The 21,951-nt window shown below is 34.9% G+C and carries 23 protein-coding genes and 1 other annotated feature; of the genes, 20 read left to right on the top strand and 3 right to left on the bottom strand.

The window, feature by feature from the left end; all coding sequences use genetic code 11:
* Positions 1–42: 42 nt before the first annotated feature.
* Positions 43–210, bottom strand: coding sequence for a DUF362 domain-containing protein (locus AT726_RS09725; protein WP_068759490.1), 168 nt, complete (start codon positions 208–210; stop codon positions 43–45).
* A gap of 284 nt (positions 211–494) precedes the next feature.
* Here AT726_RS09725 and tkt point away from each other — a divergent pair, with 284 nt between their 5' ends.
* The 4 genes from tkt (at position 495) to AT726_RS09745 (ending at position 3,628) form a co-directional block, all read left to right on the top strand.
* The gene (gene tkt, locus AT726_RS09730; RefSeq protein WP_055276321.1) at positions 495–2,474 is read left to right on the top strand and encodes a transketolase; all 1,980 of its coding nucleotides are present in this window, start codon (positions 495–497) and stop codon (positions 2,472–2,474) included.
* A gap of 300 nt (positions 2,475–2,774) precedes the next feature.
* Positions 2,775–2,954, top strand: a complete 180-nt coding sequence (locus AT726_RS12880) for a hypothetical protein (RefSeq protein ID WP_055276323.1) — start codon at positions 2,775–2,777, stop codon at positions 2,952–2,954.
* 45 nt (positions 2,955–2,999) lie between these two features.
* A complete protein-coding gene (locus tag AT726_RS09740) occupies positions 3,000–3,296 on the top strand; it encodes a hypothetical protein (RefSeq protein ID WP_158508547.1) in 297 nt (98 codons plus the stop codon).
* 110 nt (positions 3,297–3,406) lie between these two features.
* Positions 3,407–3,628 (top strand): YneF family protein, encoded by a 222-nt coding sequence (locus AT726_RS09745; RefSeq protein ID WP_055241239.1) that lies wholly within the window; start codon positions 3,407–3,409, stop codon positions 3,626–3,628.
* Positions 3,629–3,893: 265 nt separating this feature from the next.
* Here the strand turns inward: AT726_RS09745 and AT726_RS09750 are convergent, their stop codons facing one another.
* Together AT726_RS09750 and plsY are read right to left on the bottom strand one after the other, a co-directional pair.
* A complete protein-coding gene (locus AT726_RS09750) occupies positions 3,894–4,088 on the bottom strand; it encodes an aspartyl-phosphate phosphatase Spo0E family protein (RefSeq protein ID WP_055241237.1) in 195 nt (64 codons plus the stop codon).
* Positions 4,089–4,112: 24 nt separating this feature from the next.
* A complete protein-coding gene (plsY, locus tag AT726_RS09755) occupies positions 4,113–4,697 on the bottom strand; it encodes a glycerol-3-phosphate 1-O-acyltransferase PlsY (RefSeq protein WP_055241235.1) in 585 nt (194 codons plus the stop codon).
* Positions 4,698–4,946: 249 nt separating this feature from the next.
* Between plsY and parE the strand changes: the two genes are divergently transcribed.
* The 16 genes from parE to AT726_RS09830 all read left to right on the top strand — a co-directional run bounded on the left by parE (position 4,947) and on the right by AT726_RS09830 (position 21,945).
* Positions 4,947–6,881, top strand: a complete 1,935-nt coding sequence (gene parE / locus AT726_RS09760) for a DNA topoisomerase IV subunit B (RefSeq protein ID WP_055276326.1) — start codon at positions 4,947–4,949, stop codon at positions 6,879–6,881.
* Positions 6,882–6,884: 3 nt separating this feature from the next.
* The gene (parC, locus tag AT726_RS09765; RefSeq protein WP_068759491.1) at positions 6,885–9,290 is read left to right on the top strand and encodes a DNA topoisomerase IV subunit A; all 2,406 of its coding nucleotides are present in this window, start codon (positions 6,885–6,887) and stop codon (positions 9,288–9,290) included.
* A gap of 204 nt (positions 9,291–9,494) precedes the next feature.
* Complete coding sequence (locus tag AT726_RS09770) at positions 9,495–9,764, top strand: YabP/YqfC family sporulation protein (RefSeq protein WP_055241229.1); 270 nt, start codon at positions 9,495–9,497, stop codon at positions 9,762–9,764.
* Between the two features lie 97 nt (positions 9,765–9,861).
* Positions 9,862–10,887, top strand: a complete 1,026-nt coding sequence (locus AT726_RS09775; protein WP_237297078.1) for a sporulation protein YqfD — start codon at positions 9,862–9,864, stop codon at positions 10,885–10,887.
* 12 nt (positions 10,888–10,899) lie between these two features.
* Entirely contained in the window at positions 10,900–11,868 is a 969-nt protein-coding gene (locus AT726_RS09780) for a PhoH family protein (RefSeq protein WP_055241225.1), read from the top strand.
* 15 nt (positions 11,869–11,883) lie between these two features.
* Complete coding sequence (gene ybeY, locus AT726_RS09785) at positions 11,884–12,357, top strand: rRNA maturation RNase YbeY (RefSeq protein ID WP_055241222.1); 474 nt, start codon at positions 11,884–11,886, stop codon at positions 12,355–12,357.
* The gene (locus AT726_RS09790; RefSeq protein WP_068759493.1) at positions 12,335–12,721 is read left to right on the top strand and encodes a diacylglycerol kinase family protein; all 387 of its coding nucleotides are present in this window, start codon (positions 12,335–12,337) and stop codon (positions 12,719–12,721) included. The genes ybeY and AT726_RS09790 overlap by 23 nt, the downstream gene beginning before the upstream one ends.
* Positions 12,722–12,735: 14 nt before the next feature.
* Positions 12,736–13,140, top strand: coding sequence for a cytidine deaminase (gene cdd / locus AT726_RS09795; RefSeq protein WP_055276331.1), 405 nt, complete (start codon positions 12,736–12,738; stop codon positions 13,138–13,140).
* Positions 13,140–14,048, top strand: a complete 909-nt coding sequence (era, locus tag AT726_RS09800; RefSeq protein ID WP_068759494.1) for a GTPase Era — start codon at positions 13,140–13,142, stop codon at positions 14,046–14,048. Before cdd ends, era begins: the two co-directional genes overlap by 1 nt.
* 112 nt (positions 14,049–14,160) lie before the next feature.
* Positions 14,161–14,319: a YqzL family protein gene (locus AT726_RS12620; protein ID WP_082704896.1), complete on the top strand. Its 159-nt coding sequence runs from the start codon at positions 14,161–14,163 to the stop codon at positions 14,317–14,319.
* A 1-nt stretch (position 14,320) separates the two neighbouring features.
* Complete coding sequence (gene recO, locus AT726_RS09805; protein WP_068759495.1) at positions 14,321–15,061, top strand: DNA repair protein RecO; 741 nt, start codon at positions 14,321–14,323, stop codon at positions 15,059–15,061.
* Positions 15,062–15,275: 214 nt separating this feature from the next.
* Positions 15,276–15,453 (top strand) — a binding site (T-box leader).
* A 78-nt stretch (positions 15,454–15,531) separates the two neighbouring features.
* The gene (locus AT726_RS09810) at positions 15,532–16,905 is read left to right on the top strand and encodes a glycine--tRNA ligase (protein ID WP_055241213.1); all 1,374 of its coding nucleotides are present in this window, start codon (positions 15,532–15,534) and stop codon (positions 16,903–16,905) included.
* Positions 16,906–16,968: 63 nt separating this feature from the next.
* A complete protein-coding gene (gene dnaG / locus AT726_RS09815) occupies positions 16,969–18,765 on the top strand; it encodes a DNA primase (protein WP_068759496.1) in 1,797 nt (598 codons plus the stop codon).
* Between the two features lie 13 nt (positions 18,766–18,778).
* Entirely contained in the window at positions 18,779–20,149 is a 1,371-nt protein-coding gene (gene rpoD / locus AT726_RS09820; protein WP_055241209.1) for an RNA polymerase sigma factor RpoD, read from the top strand.
* Between the two features lie 11 nt (positions 20,150–20,160).
* A complete protein-coding gene (locus AT726_RS09825; protein ID WP_055241207.1) occupies positions 20,161–20,838 on the top strand; it encodes a tRNA (adenine(22)-N(1))-methyltransferase in 678 nt (225 codons plus the stop codon).
* Positions 20,839–21,945: a Nif3-like dinuclear metal center hexameric protein gene (locus tag AT726_RS09830; protein ID WP_055276339.1), complete on the top strand. Its 1,107-nt coding sequence runs from the start codon at positions 20,839–20,841 to the stop codon at positions 21,943–21,945. It abuts the gene before it with no gap.
* Positions 21,946–21,951 lie beyond the last annotated feature (6 nt).

The raw sequence follows: 21,951 nt of genomic DNA on the forward strand, positions 1-21,951 counted from the left end.
AAGACCTTTTTGAAATGAAAAAGGTCTTTTTTATTTTAATGATTAAGCTTCTACGATTGAGTCTGTTGGACAAACAGCTTCGCAAGCGCAGCAGTCGATACATACATCTGTATCAACAACATAGATATCTCCCTCAGAGATACATTCTACTGGACATTCAGCTGCACATGAACCGCAAGCGATACAAGTATCTAAAATTTTACGTGGCATAATCATTACCTCCCTACCAAAAGTACTAAATCATTATAGCATATCCAACTCCTTCACGTAATCCCTATTATATAAACAAATGGAAATACAAGTTTATCATGAAGGGAAATGTGGTGATTTTTAAAATAATCATGTAGGAAAACTTCATTTTTGTCTGAATCTTTAATATGTTGCTGACCTTGATTTTTATAACAAAATGAAAGAAAATAACTTTTTTTTCGAAAATATTGTAAATTTTTCGGCAAAAGGGTATGATATAGATGGTATAAAAGGAGGTCAATAACGTGGAAAATAACATCTCATTACAATCAATTAATACAATTCGTACATTAGGAATCGATGCAATTAATAAGGCGAATTCAGGTCATCCAGGTGTTGTATTAGGGGCAGCTCCGATGGCATATACTTTATTTACAAAACATATGAATGCTAACCCAAGCAATAGTAATTGGTTCAATCGTGACCGTTTTGTGTTAGCAGCTGGACATGGTTCAATGTTACTTTATTCATTATTACATTTATCAGGATATAATGTAAGCATGGATGATATTAAACAATTCCGTCAATGGGATTCTAAAACTCCAGGACATCCAGAGTTTGGACATACAGATGGTGTTGATGCAACAAGTGGACCATTAGGTCAAGGGATTCCAATGGCAATTGGAATGGCTCTAGCAGAAAAATTCTTAGCTAGTCGTTACAATAAAGAAGGGTATCCATTAGTTGATCATTACAATTTCGTTATTTGTGGTGATGGAGACTTAATGGAAGGTGTAACGAGTGAAGCCTCATCACTTGCAGGTCACTTAGGGTTAGGAAAAGTCGTTGTTTTATACGATTCAAATGATATCTGCTTAGATGGAGACTTAACACAAAGCTTTACTGAAGATGTATTAAAACGTTATGAATCTTATGGTTGGCACGTTCAACGTGTTGAAGATGGAACTGATATTGACGCTATCAATGCAGCTATTGAATGTGCAAAACAAACAACAGATAAACCATCAATTATTGAAATTAAAACAGTCATTGGATATGGTTCAAAATTACAAGGAACGAATGCTGTTCACGGTGCACCGTTAGGTGAAGAAGATAGTGCTTATGCAAAAGCACAATATGGATGGGATCATGAGCCTTTCACCGTACCAACAGAAGTTTATTCTCATTTTGAAAATACAATCAAAGCTCGTGGAGAAGAAGCTAACAAAGCATGGGATGAATTATTCGCACGTTATTCAAAAGAATACCCAGAATTAGCTGAAGAATTAACAAAAGCAATGAACAATGAATTAATCATTGATTTAGCAGATGTTATGCCTTCATATGAAATCGGACATTCACAAGCAACACGTGATACAAATAATGAAGCAATTAATGCGATTGCAAATGCGATTCCTTACTTCTTAGGAGGATCAGCTGACCTTTCGCACTCAAATAAAACAAACATTAAAAATGGTGGGGACTTTTCAAAAGTAACACCAGAAGGACGTAATATTTACTTTGGAGTTCGTGAATTTGCGATGGCTTCGATGTTAAATGGTATGATGTTACACGGTGGGGTACGCGTATTCGGAGGAACATTCTTCGTATTCTGTGATTACCTAAAACCAGCGATGCGTATGGCAGCGTTAATGGGATTACCAGTGACTTATGTTTTAACACACGACTCAATTGCTGTTGGAGAAGATGGTCCAACTCATGAACCAATCGAACAATTAGCCATGTTACGTACGATTCCAAACTTCTCAGTGATTCGTCCAGCTGATGCAAATGAAACAGCAGCGGCTTGGCGTTTAGCAGTGGAATCAAAATCAACTCCAACAGCATTAATCTTAACTCGTCAAAACTTAACAACAATGGCTAACACTTCATACGAAGGGGTAAGTAAAGGGGCTTATGTTGTAAGTGAAGCACAAGGTAAGATGGATGGAATCTTAATTGCAACAGGTTCAGAAGTCAACTTAGCTGTAGCAGCACAAGAAGCTTTAGCTAATGAAGGAATCAATGTTCGTGTTGTAAGCATGCCTTCAATGGATTTATTCGAAAAACAATCTAAAGAATACCGTGAATCAGTTCTTCCAAAATCAGTGACAAAACGTATGTCAATTGAAATGGGAGCAACATACGGATGGCATAAATATGTTGGATTCGATGGCGTTGTTTTAGGAATTGATCGCTTCGGAGCATCTGCGCCAGCAAATCAAGTCATTGAAGCATACGGATTCACAGTTGAAAATGTTGTTTCTTTATACAAAGGAATGTAATGAATCATTAAAAGGTTGTTTCCTCATAGGGGAGCAACCTTTTTTTATTTCAAAAACTTACATTTTTTAAAGGTGGATGGATATTATGAAGTATCAAATCTAAGTAGAGATTTCGATTGGCTTGCGGGATTATTTTTTGTTTGATATTAAAAATCTTTAGTTTACTACTGATCTATTTGTCTGAATATAAAAAAATTGATAAAATTATTCATTTACCACGGATGTTTAGTTAGTATTTATTGATATATGTGAACACTCTAAAAGGAAAGTTAGTGACTTAATAATCATCACACTTTTTTAATGATTAGCTTTTTAGGTTTATATGTTGCCACTATTTCGTTAGCTTATCAAATTAGCCTTAAAACCATGCTAGGAATGCCAATTATCAGTGAAGAGGTAGAGATTATCATGATAGGATTCATTACCTTATTAGGAGGAATTATTTGCTACTACCGAGATTTTTTTGTCGTTTTACTTTAGAACGAGTATCTAATACTTATTAGTGAATTCATCCCAAAACAACGAATGGCTGTTCATTGGTTATATTTATTAAGAGCTACTTATTGTAATGAGGGCATGGTGGGGGTTTTAAGCTTTGTGATGACGATTATTACGCTAAGCTATTTGAGTTTTTATCAAGTGAAATATACGATTTGTTCTAATCTATTTGTGATTGGTTTATTAGGATTGCTTGCATATGAATTAGGAAGTTTAATTCATATGAGAATGATGGGAATCATAAATAGTGAACTTATCGGAATTTTCCTCATTCTTTTCTCAACCCTTTGGCACCTTCTTTTAAAAACGCTATCAATAGGTTAGTAAGGATGGTTTCTTTATCCTATATTTACTTGACATATTGACCATAATCTAGTATAAATTGAGTATAATAGTGGTCTATTGAATAGTAAAAACGTTTGGAGGAAATACATATGTTTACAAGTTGGGTATTTTGGTTATGGATTATTATCGCATTATTAGTAGGAGCTGTTGTTGGATTTTTCGTCGCACAACGTCAATTAAAGAAATATTTACAAAAAAACCCACCTATTAATGAAGAAGTCGTACGTACAATGATGATGCAAATGGGGCGTACACCTTCTCAAAAACAAATTAACCAAGTAATGAAACAAATTAATCAAAATATGAAGTAAAACTAAAAGCATTAGATGATCCTTAATCATTTAATGCTTTTCTTTTACTAAAAAATTTAGGAAATATATAAGTCACATAAGCCTTTTGCATCTTAAAACTTTTAAGACTCTACCAGCGGAGGAAATATGCTTCGCATAGCAGGTAACCCATGGCATAACTATTAAATATTTAATTTACCATAGTAGATGTAGAAAACATTTCTGTTTGTATGTAGAACAAATGGATATAGAACATAAAAAAATAGCCTAAATGGCCATTTTTTTCTTATAATTGGTTTTTATGTGTCATATATTCATTAACAACAACATCAAGTTCTTGGCTTTTGGCTACAGTTAATTCATGCACCATTCCAAGATTTTTAACTAATTCATGTAATTCAGCTTTGACTTTAGTAATGCGTGCATATAGGATTTGTGCCTCATTAGATGTTGTGTGTGTTGAACAATTACTCGTTTTCATATTATGTTTCCCCCAATGACGTGTTTATAAGAATGAAACTTTGTTCTCTGTCCCGTTTAAGATACGCTTATAATTTGGAATATGTTTAATAATAATAAGAGCTGCGAAGATTGAAAACATAATTTGTGCCGTTAAATCATAATTTCCGAACCAAACGATGAAGACAGCAGCGATGGAAATAATCGTTGATGATAGTGAAACCATCTTCCAAATTTTTAATGTAATAACGAAAATAATGAATAGTATCGCAAATAGAACGGGTGAGTAAAATAATATAATTCCAGCGCTTGTGGCTACAGCTTTTCCCCCTTTAAAATTAGCGAAAATGGGATAGATGTGACCGATTAAAGCAAATACAGCAATAATTAATGGTGAAATCGTTGCTCCCCCATAAGTAGCAATTAATAGAGCCAATCCCCCTTTTAAAATATCTAGAATAAAAACAACGGCCCCTCCTTTTTTTCCTAGAACACGGAACGCATTCGTGCTTCCTAGATTTCCAGAGCCGTAGTTACGAATATCTTTTTGATAAAAAGTCTTCCCAATCACAAGTGCTGAGGGGAATGAGCCTAATAAATAAGCGACAATCATTAAAATTATATTGTTCATTTAAATCCTCCTTTTTTGTAGAAATATTATAGCATAGAGTCTAATAATATTAGTCAAAATTACAAAAAAAATATAAAAAACTTCTTTTTCGACATATTTCACACTGTTATTCGTATTCTAATTAAGGTATAATACTTTTATTTTGTATAGAAATAAAACAAAAGTTCGATGAATTTGTGCAAATAATCTCTTTTATTCTGAGGTAAAATCTTTTAAAATGAGATAATGGAAAGAGAAAGGAGTGTCATCATGTCGACGCACTTAAATTATAACGAAGATTCGATACAGGTACTTGAAGGATTAGAAGCGGTACGAAAAAGACCTGGGATGTACATCGGTTCTACAGATAGCCGTGGATTACATCATCTCGTTTATGAAATTGTTGATAATGCTATTGATGAAGTTTTAGCCGGTTACGGTAATTATATAAAAGTAACAATTCATGAAAATAATAGTATTAGTGTCCAAGACTGTGGACGTGGAGTTCCTACCGGAATGCATAAATCGGGAAAGCCAACTCCTGAAGTTATTTATACAGTTTTACACGCGGGTGGAAAGTTTGGAACGGGTGGTTATAAAACATCAGGTGGATTACATGGTGTAGGGGCCAGTGTAGTCAATGCCTTATCGGAATGGTTAGAGGTAACAATTAAACGCGATGGATCTATTTTCCGTCAACGCTTTGAAAAGGGTGGACATCCGGTTACGGGACTTGAAGTGATGGGTAAAACAAAAGAAACAGGAACATTAGTGACTTTCAAGCCAGATCCAGAAATTTTTTCAACAACAGTTTATTCTTTTGATATTTTAAGTGAACGATTACGAGAATCAGCGTTTTTACTAAAAGGATTAAAAATTGAATTAGTTGATTTAAGAAATGATAAAGAAGAAACGTTCTACTATGAGGACGGAATTAAATCGTTTGTTAGCTTTTTAAATGAAGGTAAAGATACGTTACATGAAGTCGTCTATTTTGAAGGTGAGAGCCAAGATATTGAAGTTGATTTTGCCTTCCAATACTCGGGAAGCTATTCAGAAAATATTTTATCATTCGTTAATAATGTCCGTACAAAAGATGGTGGAACACATGAAACAGGTGCAAAAGCTGTCTTAACCCGTATTTTTAATGATTATGCCCGTCGTAACGGACTTTTAAAAGAAAAAGATAAAAACTTAGAAGGTGCTGATATTCGAGAGGGATTAGCAGCAATTGTTTCTGTTCGTATTCCAGAGCGTTTATTACAGTTTGAAGGACAAACGAAAGCAAAGCTTGGAACACCAGAAGCACGTTCAGCTGTAGATAACGTTATTGCCGAAAAGTTAACATTCTTCTTTAATGAAAATGGAGCAGTTGCGACACAGTTAATTAAGAAGGCAGTGAAAGCGGCTCAAGTTCGAGAAGCGGCTCGTAAAGCACGTGAAGATGCACGTAGCGGGAAAACAAAAAAGAAAAAAGAAACTAATTTATCTGGGAAGCTAACGCCAGCACAAACAAAGAATCCACAAAAGAATGAGTTATTCTTAGTCGAGGGGGATTCGGCGGGCGGTTCAGCTAAACTAGGTCGAAACCGTGCCTTTCAAGCGATTCTTCCATTGCGTGGTAAAGTGATTAATACCGAAAAAGCAAAAATGGAAGACATCTTTAAAAATGAAGAAATCAATACGATGATTTATACTATTGGTGCCGGAGTAGGGGCGAACTTTGAATTAAGCGATGTTAATTACGATAAAATTATTATCATGACCGACGCCGATACTGATGGTGCGCATATTCAAGTGTTGCTTTTAACATTCTTCTTCCGTTACATGAAAGAATTAGTAGAAGCAGGAAAGGTTTATATTGCTTTACCACCACTTTATAAAGTTTCAAAAGGTCAAGGTAAAAAACAAGTCATTGAATATGCTTGGACAGATGAAGAGTTAAATGATGTTATTGCAAAAGTTGGAAAAGGTTATACCCTTCAACGTTACAAAGGTCTTGGTGAGATGAATGCCGATCAGTTATGGGATACAACTATGAATCCTGAAACACGAACTTTAATTCAAGTAACCATCGAAGATGCTGCGGACGCAGATCATCGAGTGACAACACTCATGGGAGATAAAGTTGAGCCTCGTCGAGAATGGATTGAGCAAAATGTCGACTTTACCATGGAAGATGATTATGACATAGAAAGGGTGTAATTTATGAATAAAGCTACCCAAGAACGTGTGCAGGTCATGCGTTTAGAGGATATTATGGGTGATCGTTTTGGACGTTACTCGAAATATATTATTCAAGATCGTGCATTACCAGATGTGCGAGATGGATTGAAGCCTGTACAACGACGTATTTTATATGCGATGTATAAAGACGGAAATACTTATGAAAAACCATTCCGTAAATCGGCTAAAACAGTCGGTAACGTGATTGGTAACTATCATCCTCATGGAGATTCTTCCGTTTATGATGCTATGGTGCGTTTATCACAAGATTGGAAGCTTCGTGAACCATTAGTTCAAATGCATGGGAATAATGGTAGTATTGATGGCGATCCAGCAGCCGCGATGCGTTATACGGAAGCTCGTTTATCAGCTATTTCAGGATTGTTATTAAAAGATATCGATAAAAACTTAGTTGATTTTGTTCCAAACTTTGATGATTCGATGACAGAACCAACAGTATTACCAGCCTTTTTCCCAAACTTATTAGTAAATGGGGCAACAGGGATTTCAGCCGGTTATGCAACTGATATCCCCCCCCATAACTTAGGTGAGATTATTGACGCCGTTATTTATCGAATGAATCATAAACAATGTGCATTAGATGATATCTTAACGTTTGTTCAAGGTCCAGATTTCCCAACAGGTGCTATTATTCAAGGGGAACAAGAAATAAAAAAAGCCTATACAACTGGAAAAGGTCGTATTGTCATTCGTTCCAAAGCTGAGATTGAACCAGTTCGTGGAGGACGTGAACAAATCGTTGTCACTGAAATTCCTTATGAAGTGAATAAAGCAAATTTAGTGAAGAAAATTGATGATCTTCGTATTGATAAAAAAGTTGAAGGAATCATGGAAGTACGTGACGAAACGGACCGCAATGGATTACGAATCGTCATTGAACTTAAAAAAGATGTTAAATCAGAAATCGTCTTAAATTACTTATTTAAAAATACTGATTTACAAATCTCTTATAACATTAACATGGTTGCCATTCATAATAAGCGTCCAGTCTTAATGGGATTAATGGATTTAATCGATGCGTATATTCAACATCAAAAAGAAGTGGTAACTAACCGCTCAAACTTCGATTTAAAACGTGCTCGTGAACGTCAACACATTGTTGAAGGGTTAATTAAAATGGTGTCTGTTTTAGATGAAGTCGTTCAAATTATTCGTCATTCAAAAGACAAAGCAGATGCGAAGAAAAATTTAATTCAAGCCTTTGGATTCAGTGAGCGTCAAGCAGAAGCTATCGTGATGTTACAGTTATATCGCTTAACTAATACAGACGTCACAGCTCTTGAAAAAGAGAATGAAGAATTAACAAAAACTATTCAAGAATTAACAGCTATTTTAAGTAGTGAAACTAAACTGTTAAAAGTGATTCAAGATGAGTTGAAACAAGTTAAAAAGCAATTTGAAACACCTCGCCGTAGTGTCATTCAAAAACATATCCAAGAAATCAAAATTGAGGAAACAGATATGGTTGTTAAGGAAGATGTCATGGTTGCAATCACAAAAGATGGCTATGTTAAACGTACAAGTCTACGTTCTTACAATGCTACAAAATCAGATACGTCAACGATGAAAGAAGGCGACGAATTAGTTGCTAAACTTCAGTTAGATACGCTTCAAACACTTGTCATGTTTACAAATCGAGGAAGCTTTATTTATTTACCAGTCTTTAAGTTGCCTGAGTTTAAGTGGAAAGATATTGGTCAACACGTTTCAAACTTAGTGACGATGGATTCAGAAGAAAAAATTATTGCGGTACATGCGGTTTCTAATTTCAAAACGGAAGAGTACTTCTTCTTTACGACTGCAAGCGGAATGGTTAAGAAAACTCGATTAAGTGATTTTGAGGTGACACGTTATAACCGTGCCATGGTAGCCATGTCGGTTAAAGAAGATGATGAATTAATTTCAGTCATTCGTTGTACGTTTATGAACGATGTCATTATGGTAACAAAAAATGGATATTTGTTAAAGTTTAGTGATGATGAAATTACCCCAACTGGATTAAAGGCGATGGGAGTCAAAGGGATTCAATTAGGAGCAGGTGATCAATTAATTAAAGTTGTTTTAGCCTCTGTTAATGATGAAATTTTGCTGTTAACGCAACGTGGAAATATTAAAAAATTAAAAGTAAAAGACATTGCGTTATCAACGCGTAACAAAAAGGGATGTTTAGGAATTAAAACCATTAAATCAAATCCACATCAATTTGTTGATTGTATCAAGGTTTTACCAAAACAAGAGGTTTCAATTTTAACAATTGATGGGATAACTAAATTAAATACAATACTTAAACCTGTTGATTTAAACTCAGTTGGAACAAATATGGTTGATGCTGAGGTCTTTAAATTTGTGGTTGAAGATATAGAATAAAAAAATCGATTCTCTTTAGAGAATCGATTTTTTTATTCTAATTAAATCAGTAATAGATTGGTAGTGTATCTAAATTTAGAGTAAAAATGGCGGCTTCATGTAGTTTATCAAAAGCATTTTTAAGTAAATGTTCATATTCCAAGGTGTCATCTCATACAATCTTATGAGTATAAGAAGAGTTAAGACAAAAACGATGGTGATAGAATGGAAATGATTAATAAGGTTGAATCATTAATCTTTAAGCAAGCCTTGAGTTATCCTCTTATTCAACTCATACAGAATAAAAGCGTCATTGTCAATGATCGTTGTACGGTAGAGAATTTTACAGAGGAATCTTGTATTTTGAAGACCCCAGATAACCGCTATGTGATTTTTGGGGTGAACTTACGTATTAAAGAGTATGGTGATTTAGTCATTCGAATTGAAAGTGATGGGATAAAAAAAATAGAAATAGTCGGTGATATGGATGAATAATAAATGGTTAAGTATCTTTATAACAAAAGTACAAATTATAGTGCCTTCTATGACAGAAGTCACCCAGCTCAGGCGTCAAAATATAATGATTTATGGGGTGAAAAAACATGAAGATGGCTATTTGGTTACAATTCGAAAGGATGTAGCCAAACAGCTTGAAACTCGTTATCCGATTGTGACAGAGTTATCGATTTATCCTGCCATCTTGAAAATTATTGTTCCCATTGTCGCTTTAACGTGTGTATTAATGATTTTGATGAATAAACATACAATTGGTTATCGAATTAATGGGAATTTAAATACTCAAGAACAACAAGAGTTAGAGGCATTACTTGAGCCCCATTTTAATCAGGTTGGACCATTTCACTTTTTAAAAAGTGAGGTTGAAGATATAAAAACTGAACTTGAAGCGTATTATAATGAATATGTTTGGATAAATATTTATCGAAAAGGAACAGATATCGTTTTCGATGTTTATAATACACCAGTGGATGAGCGTGATGATTTAGATACTTATTCTGACACACTATATGCGAAGCGTTCAGGGATCATTAAAAATTATAAAGTTTCAAGTTGTCGGGTGTTGGTTGAACAAAACCAGCTGGTTAAAGAAGGGGATCCATTAGTTACATGCTATGTCGAGCAACCGTATACAACTGAAATTATACCTATTGAAGATACGGCTAAGGGAGAAGTTTGGGCAGATACCTGGTATGAAGTTAATGTGACGGCGGAAAAAGTTGATGTACAAGAAGGTTTTACAGCTAACAAACAAACTACTTATGTTCTCCATCTGGGTGGAATGGAGTTTAACTTTCTTTCACAAGAGATTGCTTATGAGAAGTATGAAGAAGTGACAAAAGAGTACAATCCATTCTTTTTTATGGAAGAATCTCCCCTTTATTTAGAAAAAAGACAATATTATGAAAAACGTGATATAATGAGAGTAAATACTTCTGAAGAATTAAAGGCAAATCTTCTGACACTTGTTAAAAATAAATTTAAACAAGAGACAGATGGGGAGTTTATCATTAAGAATTTGGAGATAATATCAGAAGAAGAGACAGAGACACAATTTATTTATAAGTGTCATCTGACAATATACGAAAATATTGCATATTAGAGGAGCTGAATTATGAGTAAAGACCCTATTAAAATACCTGCAGTGTTTGAAACTATTGATGAGACAATCTCAGTTGTTGGACATCATGATAAACATTTAAAAATCTTTGAAGATTACTACAATGTCGAGATTTCATTACGAGGCGATCAGTTGTATTTATTCGGTGATGAGAAAAAAGCCGAAATTATTCGTCAAGTGTTATTAGCACTTGTGGAGTTACATCGTAAAGGAAAAGAAATTACAGAACGTGATGTGTTATATGCAATAAAAATGAATGAACAGCATCGTTTAGGTGAATTAGAATCACTCTTTGATGAGCGTTATAAAATTATCAAAACGATTCAAGGAAAAACCATCTATGCTAAAACATTCAATCAAAAAGAATATTATCGTAAAATTCAAGACAATGACCTTGTTTTTGGAATTGGACCAGCCGGGACCGGAAAAACTTATTTAGCGGTTGTGATTGGTGTTGCGTTACTTAAAAAGAATATTGTTCGTAAAATCATCTTAACGCGTCCAGTCGTTGAAGCGGGAGAAAACCTTGGATTTTTACCAGGAGATTTAAAAGAAAAGGTTGACCCATATTTACGTCCGCTATATGATGCATTATATGATGTACTAGGTCTGGAACAAACAGAAAAAATGATTGAACGTGGAATTATTGAGATTGCGCCACTTGCTTATATGCGTGGTCGTACCCTTGAAGATGCGTATATCATTTTAGATGAAGCACAAAATACAACGAAACAGCAAATGAAAATGTTCTTAACGCGTTTAGGATTTAATTCTAAGATGGTAGTCACAGGTGATGAGACTCAGATTGACTTACCTAAACCAGTAAAATCAGGTTTAAAACATGCAAAAGAAATTTTATCAGATGTAAAAGGAATTGAATTTGTTCAATTCGAAACAGTTGACGTTGTTCGTCATACGCTTGTTCAAAAAATTATTGAAAGCTATGAAAAGACTGGTGAGTAAAAAGGAGTAACAGATATGGGAGTAGATATCCAATTTTATAATCAAACGAGTGAGTCGGTTGAGACTTATGAAGCAATGATTACAACAGTAGTTAATGAAACGATTAAACAAGAAAATTTGACAAATGAGATGTTAGAGTGCAGTTTTATCTTCGTTGATAATGAGCAAATTCGTGAGATTAATGCGAACTACCGTCAAAAAGATGCCGTAACAGATGTTATTACGTTTGCTATTGAAGATGAAATGCCGGGAGAAATTAAAATTCAAGGAATTCCAATGCCTCGAATGCTTGGAGATGTTTTTATTTCTTTACCAAGAACACGTGAGCAAGCTGAGCGTTATGGACATTCATTTGAACGTGAATTAAGTTTCCTTGCTGTTCATGGATGTCTTCATTTGTTAGGTTATGATCATATAGAGCCAGAAGAAGAGAAAATCATGTTTGGTAAACAGGAGGATGTCTTAAATGCGCTCGGAATTCGACGTTAAAGAGGAACATTCCGTTAAAGCATTAATAAAATCTTTTCAACATGCTTTTTGTGGTATCTTGACATCGTTTGTAATAGGGCGTAATATAAAGGTCCACTATACAGCAGCTTTGGCTGCTGTTTTAAGTGGCCTTTCTTTTGGTATTAGTAAAGTAGAGCTTGTAATTATTCTACTCATCAGTGCACAAGTCATCTGTTTGGAAATGGTGAATACCGCTATTGAGAGAACGGTTGATTTAGTGACATCTGAGTATCATATTTATGCTAAAATTGCAAAGGATGTTGCCGCAGGAGCGGTTCTTGTCGCAGCTATTTTTGCGACAATTATCGGAGGAATTATCTTTCTTCCATATATATTTAAATAGTAGGTGAAGAGTTTATGAAAGAAATGTATGCAGACTTAATCGCAGCAGCAAAAGAAGCTTATCAAAATGCTTATGTGCCTTATTCTAAATTTCCAGTAGGAGCGGCTTTAAAATTAAAAGATGGAAATATTATTAATGGAGCAAACGTTGAAAATGCTTCATTTGGATTAACAAATTGTGCAGAGCGTTCTGCTTTATTTACAGCTTTTACAAAAGGTTATCGTCGCGACGATATTGAAGCGATTGCTGTTGTTGCTAATACAGATCGTCCAATTTCACCATGTGGAGCTTGTCGTCAAGTGATTAGTGAGTTAATGCCACAAGATGCACAAGTTATTTTATTAAGTAACAAAGATGAAGTAAAAACATACACAGTCGCAGAATTATTACCATATTCATTCACATCGGAGGATCTATAATGACTAACGAAACATTTAAATCAGGGTTTGTCTCTATCATTGGGCGTCCTAATGTTGGAAAATCAACATTCTTAAACAAAGTTTTAGGGAAAAAAATTGCTATTATGAGTGATAAACCACAAACGACACGAAATAAAATTCAAGGGGTTATTACGGATCACGATTCACAAACGATTTTTATTGATACACCAGGAATCCATAAACCTAAGCATGAGTTAGGTAAATTCATGACTGATTTAGCAATTGGAACATTAAATGAAGTCGATGCCGTTATGTTCATGGTAAATGCCACTGAAAAGTTAGGTCGCGGAGATCAATTCATTTTAGAGCATTTAAAATCAGTTAAACAACCGGTCTTCTTAGTAATCAATAAAATTGATTTAATTACAAAAGAAGAGTTATTAGCAGTGATTGCGACATTCCGTGATCAACATGAGTTTGCGGGGATTATTCCAATCTCAGCAATGACAGGAGAAAACATCGATACTTTACTTTCTGTTATTAAAGAAGAATTACCAGAAGGACCACAGTTCTACCCATCAGATCATATTACGGATCATCCAGAGCGCTTCATTATTTCAGAATTAATTCGTGAGAAAGTATTACACTTAACACATGAAGAAGTACCTCATTCAGTGGCTGTTGTGATTGATAAAATTGAAAAAGTAGATGGGAAAAATGTTATTGATGTTATGGCAACGATCGTTGTAGAGCGTCCATCTCAAAAAGGAATTTTAATCGGTAAAGGTGGAAAGATGTTAAAAGACATCGGAACATTAGCTCGTAAAGATATCGTCAAATTATTAGGAACTAAGATTTACTTAGAGTTATGGGTAAAAGTTCAAAAAGATTGGCGTAATAAAAAGTTATATCTAAATGACTTTGGATATAGCGAAAAAGAATATTAATTCGACTTTTTAAGACAAAATTAAAGTTGGTTTATCATAAATTTTCCCTTCTTAGCCATACTAATGTACAGGGGCTAAAAATAATAGCGTAGCTAGTAAGAAGGGATCATACATGAATAGTCTAGAATGGGAAGTCTTTAAACGTACAGGAAAAATTGATCACTATTTGTTAATGAAAGAATCAGATAAGTTAGCGATAGACAATATAAATACTGAGTTCTCAGAAGAGATTGCTGATGTAAAGCCTGCTAAAGTTACAGAGGAGGAGTAGCGTGGCAATTGATGTTGAAGGAATTATATTGAAGAGCTTTAACTATGGGGAACACCATAAAATTGTTAAAGTTCTGACGGAGAATCAGGGGGTTATTGGCGTTTTCGTACAAAACGCCAATAAAGTTAATACAAAAAAAAGTGCACTTGTTCAGCCATTGACCTGTGCACGTTTTAATTTAAAACCCTCAACGAATGCCAATAGCGATCTGTATTATGTGTATAGCGGAGACGTTGTTGACTATTATTTAAATTTAAAGTTAGATTATGAAAATGTAGCCTATTTTTATTTTATGATTGAATTGATTTTAAAAGGTATGTCAGAATCTGGGTACAGTTCGTATGTTTATCGAATGTTGAAAAACTTCTTAGATGCAGCGGAACAAGGTTATTCAGCTTATTTATTAAGTTTAATTTTTCAACTTAAAATGATGCCGATTATTGGAATTGAGCCTGTAATGGATTGCTGTGCTGTGTGTAGAAGTACAGAACATATCGCAACACTGAGTGTACGCCAAGGAGGATTAGTTTGTGCTAAGTGTTATCACCCAGCGGAACCTATTTTAATTGATGCTCCCCTTATTCCAATTGTTCGTGCACTGTATAAGGTTGATATTAATCATTTACCTGAGGTTGAATTAGAAGAAGAATTGTTGAAACCAATTGAGCAATTTTTAGATGCCTATTATGATTCATATGCTGGTTTACATCTTCAGACTAAGAAATTTATGAAAGAAATTTAAAGAAGAGCGAATTTGCTCTTCTTTTTCTACTTTATATTTGAAAAGCATAATAGAAAGTAGAAAGAGTCATGTTGTATAAATTATCTTTATGTATGAATTTTAATAAATGTGTGATTATTAGTTGTAATTATTGTTTTTTTGCCGTCGTTTTTCGTATTTTTGTATATTGTCTTTTAACTATTGATATACTATAATGGTAGTAGTATAATGCAATATTTATGTGAAGACGAAGAGTAGTACTTTTGAACATTTGAATGGCAGCGAGTCTGGGAAGGTGGGAGCCAGATTTCAAGGTCTTAAGGAAGGGAACTTTTGAGCATAGTTAACAAAGTGGTAAAATCATAGGATTTTACAAATAGGGTGGAACCGCGGGAATAACTCTCGTCCCTATGCTCGTGGCATAGGTATGGGAGTTTTTATTTTCTCTATGTTCACGAGACCAGAATTTTGTTAAGTGAAGGAGCGTTAAAATGAGTCAAGTAACAATGGAAAAAATCGTAAATATGTGTAAAACACAAGGATTCGTTTACCAAGGAAGCGAAATTTATGGAGGATTAGCAAATACTTGGGATTATGGGCCGTTAGGTGTGGAATTAAAAAATAACGTGAAAAAAGCTTGGTGGAAAAAATTTATCCAAGAGTCACCATATAATGTGGGGTTAGATAGTGCCATCTTAATGAATCCTCAAACTTGGGTTGCATCAGGGCACGTTGGAGGATTTAGTGATCCTTTAATGGACTGTAAAGCATGTAAGAGTCGTCACCGTGCAGATAAATTAATCGAAGATCATGGAGACGATATCGTAGCTGATGGATGGACAGAAGAACAAATGATGGCTTATATTCGTGAGCACAATATTGCATGTCCAGACTGTGGAGCTCATGATTTTACAGATATTCGTCAATTTGAATTAATGTTTAAAACACACATGGGAGTTGTTTCAGACGATAAATCAGCTGTTTATTTACGTCCAGAAACAGCACAAGGAATCTTCGTTAATTTCAAAAATGTTCAACGTACTAGCCGTAAAAAAATTCCATTTGGAATTGGACAAATCGGGAAATCATTCCGTAACGAAATTACACCAGGAAACTTTACATTCCGTACACGTGAATTCGAACAAATGGAATTAGAATTCTTCTGTAAACCAGGTGAAGATGGACAATGGTATGAGTTCTGGAAACAATATTGCTGGAATTGGTTAGTAAATTTAGGAATGAATCCAGAACATATTCGTCAACGTGAACATTCACCAGAAGAATTAAGTCACTACAGTAACGGAACATCAGATATCGAGTACCGTTTCCCATTTGGTTGGGGAGAGTTATGGGGAGTTGCTAACCGTACTGACTTCGACTTAAAAGCACATATGAAAGAATCAGGAGCAAACTTCGAATATCAAGATCCAACAACAAATGAAAAATATGTACCATACTGTATTGAACCATCAGTAGGAGCAGACCGTGTGACATTAGCGTTCTTAATTGATGCTTATGAAGAAGAAACGTTAGAAAATGGAGAAACACGTGAAGTTTTAAAATTCCACCCAGCTTTAGCTCCTTACAAAGTGGCGGTCTTACCATTAGTTAAGAAATTGAATGAACAATCATTGGAAGTGTTTGCAGAATTATCTAAACATATGATGGTTGATTATGATGAAGCGGGAACAATCGGTAAACGTTATCGTCGTCAAGATGCAATTGGAACACCATTCTGTGTCACATTCGACTATGATTCATTAGAAGATAAAAAAGTAACAGTTCGTCATCGTGATACAATGGAACAAGAACGTGTAGCAATCGATGAATTAGTTGAGTACATTACTTCAAAAATTCAATTTTAATTTCTACATAAAGTTGCTTTAAAATTTTAAAATTAAGACATTATAGGAGAGAGGGTGAACACGATGGGAAAGGGTCGAATTCCACAAGAATTATTTGATGAAGTCGTAGAAAAAAGTGATATCGTTGATGTCATTAGTGACTATGTACAATTGAGTAAAGCTGGGAAGAATTATAAAGGTTTATGTCCTTTCCATGGGGAAAATACCCCCTCTTTTGTCGTGTCACCAGATAAAGGAATCTATAAGTGCTTTGGTTGTGGAGAAGGAGGAAACGTCGTTTCGTTCGTCTCTTCACTTGAAGCTATTTCATATCCACAAGCTATCTTAAAATTAGCCAAGCGTGCGGGGATTGAAACGAACATTGTTCTACCATCAGATGAATCGATTCAAGACGCTAAGTTTAAAAATGAATTTGATATTTTAGAGTTTGCTAAAGGATTTTATCACTATTATTTAAATCACACAAAAGAAGGAAAAGTGGCATTAGATTATCTTCATAATCGTGGGATGAGTGATGAAACGATTGCGAAGTTTGGAATCGGGTTAGCTCCATCTTATTCGGACGCTTTAGTTAAAACGTTAGCTAATAATCGATATTCGTTAGATGTGGCGATGAAATTAGGTTTACTTAATGAGCATAATGGACAATATTATGATCGATTTAAATCCCGTATTATGTTCCCTATTTTTGATAAAATCGGACACGTGGTTGGATTTAGTGGTCGTGTTTTCTTAGAAGGGGATACTCATTTAGGGAAATACGTGAACTCACCTGAATCACCTATTTTCCAAAAAGGAAAGCTTATTTATCATTTAAATGATGCTAAGTTAGCGATTCGTCGTCATAATCGAGTCTTATTATTTGAAGGATTTTTAGATGTTATTTCCGCAGTTGAAGCGGGATTTGTTGAATCAGTCGCGACGATGGGAACCGCTTTGACCGAAGATCATAGTCGTGAATTACGCCGTCTAACTGATCAAATTATATTATGTTTTGATGGGGATAAAGCCGGACTCGCTGCTGCGAATAAAGCAATTCCTATTTTAATGGCACAAAACTTTTCAGTCAGTGTCGTTGAAATTCCAAATAAAATGGATCCTGATGAGTTTATTAAGACACACGGGAAAGAGGCCTTTTCTAAGTTAATTGATCAAGCAATTCCAGCTATCGATTATCAGTATCGTTATATTAAACGACAGTTTAATTTAGAATTTGTTAGCCATCGAGAGCAATTTAAACGTCAAATCTACCATTTTGCTTATACCTTGCAAAGTCACACTCTGCAAGAGTTAATTTTAAAAAAATTAGCGTATGATATTTCAATAGGTGAGCAAAGTATTTTGCAGGAGTTCAATAGTAGCAAAAGTCAAGTGTATAAAAATGCCAATATTAATAACAATAAAAACGAAAACCTACAGATACATTCAAGACAAGTGCGAGATACTAAATATGAACGTTCTGAAAAAATGTTAATTCACTACATGTTAAAAGAGCGCCGTGTCGCTTTACAGGTAGAAAAAGAGTTAAATGGTTATTTGAATGATCCAACGCGTCGTAATATCGTGCTATATATTTTAGATTATTACACGACACATGAAACGATGAATTTACAATATTTTTTAAATTGGATTGACGAAGCCTTAGTTAAGCCGATTACAGATATTATTTTTGAGTGCGAGTCGCTTCCACCCCTTGGAAGTGATGAAGTCATTTATGATTTAATTTCTGTCGTTAAAGAATATGTTTATAGAGCTCAGATGGAGCAATTAAAAAAACAAATTAGCGAAGCAACATTAGATCACGAGAAATTGGAATTACTAGGTAAAGTAAATCAACTCAAACAACAGTTTGGGAAATAGAAGGAGTGGTTTTATGTCAAATCCGGTACTTGACGAAAAAAAGATTTTAGAAATTAATAATCAATTAATCAAGTTAGGAAAAAAACGTGGTTATTTAACATACGATGAAATCAATAATAACTTTGAACAAGTTCATTTAGACCCAGAAATGATTAGTTCATTTTTAGATTTATATGATGCAGAAGGAATTGATATCGTTAAATCAGAAAAAATTGTTGAACCAGAAGTTGCTCAAGCAGAAGAGGAAGAAACAGTTTTAATCTTACCTGATTTCGATAACGAAGATGAAGATGATGAAAACATCCCAGCTGACTTTAATGCTGAGGATGAAGTAGATTTAGAAGAAAAATTCGATGATTTTGAGTTTACATCACAGTTTAAAATCAACGATCCAGTTCGTATGTACTTAAAAGAGATCGGACGTGTTGAATTATTATCAAGCCAAGAAGAGATTAACTTTGCGAAGAAAATTGAGCGCGGAGATATTTCGACTGAGATTTTAGATTTACGTCGTCGCAATGAAGAGCTTCCAGCTGAATTGTTAGAGCGTATTGACTCTTTAATTAAAGATGCTGGAGAAGCAAATGATGGAAATGAATTCTTAATTGGAATTACTGAGTTAAGTGATGAAGAAGCACGTCGCGTGATTCATGAAGGTGAGTACGCGAAAAAACGTCTAGTTGAAGCAAACTTACGTTTAGTTGTAAGTATTGCAAAACGTCATGTGGGACGTGGAATGTTATTCTTAGACTTAATCCAAGAAGGAAACATGGGATTAATTAAAGCCGTTGAAAAGTTTGACTACCGTAAAGGATTCAAATTCTCAACATATGCAACATGGTGGATTCGTCAAGCTATCACTCGTGCGATTGCTGACCAAGCACGTACAATTCGTATCCCAGTTCACATGGTTGAAACAATTAATAAATTAGTTCGTATTCAACGTCAATTAGTTCAAGAATTAGGGCGTGAACCATTACCAGAAGAAATCTCAGAAAAAATGGGAATTTCACCTGAGAAAGTTCGTGAAATCTTAAAAATCTCTCAAGAACCCGTTTCATTAGAATCACCAGTAGGTGAAGAAGATGATTCACACTTAGGAGATTTCATTCCAGATGCGGATGCATTATCACCATCTGAGTTTGCTTCTAACGAAATGCTTAAAAAAGAATTAGATGATGTCTTAGAAACGTTAACCGATCGTGAAGAGCGCGTGTTACGTTTACGCTTTGGACTTGAAGATGGACGCACACGTACACTTGAAGAAGTCGGAAAAGAATTCGGTGTAACTCGTGAACGTATTCGTCAGATTGAAGCAAAAGCATTACGAAAACTACGCCATCCTTCTCGTAGCCGTCGCTTAAAAGACTTCATGGAAGAATAGGATTCGATAGTATGAATTACGATTTATCGTTACGTTTACAAACATGTTTAAATGCTCTAGCACCACTACAAACTGTAGCGGATGTTGGAACAGACCATGCATACCTACCTTGTGTAGGTATTTTAAATGGTCAATTAAAAAAAGCAATTGCGGCTGATATCGGGGTAGGTCCTTTAGAAGCAGCAAAAACAACAATTGCTCGATACAACTTAAATGAGAAAATTGAAACACGCTTAGGTCCGGGCTTAACGGTTTTAAATCCTTCTGAAGTTGAAGGTGTTGTGATTGCTGGAATGGGTGGGAAATTAATTGTCTCTATTTTAGAAGACAATATCTCATTGTCTCAATCATTTCAACGTTTAGTCTTACAACCTAATATTGATGCTAACTTATTGCGTGCTTGGCTAGCAGCACATCAATTTGAAATCATTGATGAAAAAATCGTTTTAGATGAAGGAAAGTTCTATGAGATTATTGTTGCTAAACCAGTTGAGGAATTAGTCCCTTATAGCGAGTTAGATATTGAATTTGGGCCAATTTTACGCTTAAACAAAGAACATGACGTTTTCCATGCAAAATGGAGTAAAGAATTTGCTAAAAATGAATCCATCATTCATCAATTACCAGTGAATCATCCACGTTTGGAGAGTTTAAAACAACGCCAAGCATTATTAAAAGAGGTGTTATAAATGAGTCTTAGTATTTCAGATGTCATTAAACAATTGGAAGTCTTATTTCCAAAACATTTAGCTTACGATAAAGATCCTATTGGATTACATATCGGAAATGTGAATCGCCCATTAACTAAAGTTTTAGTGACACTCGATGTAACTAAGGCGGTCGTTGAAGAAGCGATTGAACGTGGAGCCAATTTAATCGTGGCGCATCATCCATTTATTTATCGTCCATTAGCTTCAATTAATACGAATACTCCAAAAGGGAAAATCGTAGAGCTTTGCATCAAGCACGATATTTGTGTGTATTCTATGCACACCAACTTTGATATCGCAAAAAATGGGATGAATGACTGTTTAGCTAATGCTCTAGGGTTAATGAACATTCAACCTTTAATTCCGACGAAACGTGAAGAATATTCAAAAATTGCGATTTATGTTCCTAGCACACATGTTGAAGATGTTCGTCAGGTTATGGGAGATGCAGGCGTTGGACAGATTGGTGCTTATTCACACTGCACATTTACGACTTCAGGAACCGGTTCATTTCAACCATTAGCGGGTAGTCAACCGTTTATCGGACAAACTGGTGAAATTGAATACGTGGATGAAGTGAAGATTGAAGGGGTACTTCCAACTTCTTTAGTAAGTTGTGTGATTGCTAAAATTAAAACGGTACATCCTTACGAAGAAATGGCATATGATGTGTATGCCTTAAATGTGACGATGCCTGATGCTGAGTATGGTCTTGGACGTATTGGGCAAGTTGAAAATCCAGTTGAAGCTTCTGAGTATATTCAACACGTTAAACAGGCTTTAAATGTTTCACATGCCCGCTTCGTTGGTAAGCTGAATAAAAAAATTAAAACAGTTGCGATTATTGGTGGAAGTGGAAGTAGCTATATTGGACCTGTTAAGGCTAAGAAAGCTGATTTATTTATTACAGGTGATGTCGGATTCCATGATGCCCAAGATGCTCAAGAGATGGGATTAAACATTTTAGATGTGGGACACCATGCAGAGTGTATTATGAAGCAACATGTTGCAAGTTTATTAAATGAATTAATGGGCGATATTGCACTGGCCTCTGAGTTAAGTACGGAACCGTTTAAATTCGTTTAATGAATT

This window comes from Turicibacter sp. H121, assembly GCF_001543345.1.
GTDB lineage: Bacteria > Bacillota_I > Bacilli_A > MOL361 > Turicibacteraceae > Turicibacter > Turicibacter bilis.

What these genes read in the sequence shown, in the direction of transcription:
- AT726_RS09725 (WP_068759490.1), bottom strand. Translation starts at nt 210, where the DNA reads ATGCCACGTAAAATTTTAGATACTTGTATCGCTTGCGGTTCATGTGCA.
- AT726_RS12880 (WP_055276323.1), top strand. Translation starts at nt 2,775, where the DNA reads ATGATTAGCTTTTTAGGTTTATATGTTGCCACTATTTCGTTAGCTTAT.
- AT726_RS09740 (WP_158508547.1), top strand. Translation starts at nt 3,000, where the DNA reads ATGGCTGTTCATTGGTTATATTTATTAAGAGCTACTTATTGTAATGAG.
- AT726_RS09745 (WP_055241239.1), top strand. Translation starts at nt 3,407, where the DNA reads ATGTTTACAAGTTGGGTATTTTGGTTATGGATTATTATCGCATTATTA.
- AT726_RS09750 (WP_055241237.1), bottom strand. Translation starts at nt 4,088, where the DNA reads ATGAAAACGAGTAATTGTTCAACACACACAACATCTAATGAGGCACAA.
- plsY (WP_055241235.1), bottom strand. Translation starts at nt 4,697, where the DNA reads ATGAACAATATAATTTTAATGATTGTCGCTTATTTATTAGGCTCATTC.
- parE (WP_055276326.1), top strand. Translation starts at nt 4,947, where the DNA reads ATGTCGACGCACTTAAATTATAACGAAGATTCGATACAGGTACTTGAA.
- parC (WP_068759491.1), top strand. Translation starts at nt 6,885, where the DNA reads ATGAATAAAGCTACCCAAGAACGTGTGCAGGTCATGCGTTTAGAGGAT.
- AT726_RS09770 (WP_055241229.1), top strand. Translation starts at nt 9,495, where the DNA reads ATGGAAATGATTAATAAGGTTGAATCATTAATCTTTAAGCAAGCCTTG.
- AT726_RS09780 (WP_055241225.1), top strand. Translation starts at nt 10,900, where the DNA reads ATGAGTAAAGACCCTATTAAAATACCTGCAGTGTTTGAAACTATTGAT.
- ybeY (WP_055241222.1), top strand. Translation starts at nt 11,884, where the DNA reads ATGGGAGTAGATATCCAATTTTATAATCAAACGAGTGAGTCGGTTGAG.
- AT726_RS09790 (WP_068759493.1), top strand. Translation starts at nt 12,335, where the DNA reads ATGCGCTCGGAATTCGACGTTAAAGAGGAACATTCCGTTAAAGCATTA.
- cdd (WP_055276331.1), top strand. Translation starts at nt 12,736, where the DNA reads ATGAAAGAAATGTATGCAGACTTAATCGCAGCAGCAAAAGAAGCTTAT.
- era (WP_068759494.1), top strand. Translation starts at nt 13,140, where the DNA reads ATGACTAACGAAACATTTAAATCAGGGTTTGTCTCTATCATTGGGCGT.
- AT726_RS12620 (WP_082704896.1), top strand. Translation starts at nt 14,161, where the DNA reads ATGAATAGTCTAGAATGGGAAGTCTTTAAACGTACAGGAAAAATTGAT.
- AT726_RS09810 (WP_055241213.1), top strand. Translation starts at nt 15,532, where the DNA reads ATGAGTCAAGTAACAATGGAAAAAATCGTAAATATGTGTAAAACACAA.
- dnaG (WP_068759496.1), top strand. Translation starts at nt 16,969, where the DNA reads ATGGGAAAGGGTCGAATTCCACAAGAATTATTTGATGAAGTCGTAGAA.
- rpoD (WP_055241209.1), top strand. Translation starts at nt 18,779, where the DNA reads ATGTCAAATCCGGTACTTGACGAAAAAAAGATTTTAGAAATTAATAAT.
- AT726_RS09825 (WP_055241207.1), top strand. Translation starts at nt 20,161, where the DNA reads ATGAATTACGATTTATCGTTACGTTTACAAACATGTTTAAATGCTCTA.
- AT726_RS09830 (WP_055276339.1), top strand. Translation starts at nt 20,839, where the DNA reads ATGAGTCTTAGTATTTCAGATGTCATTAAACAATTGGAAGTCTTATTT.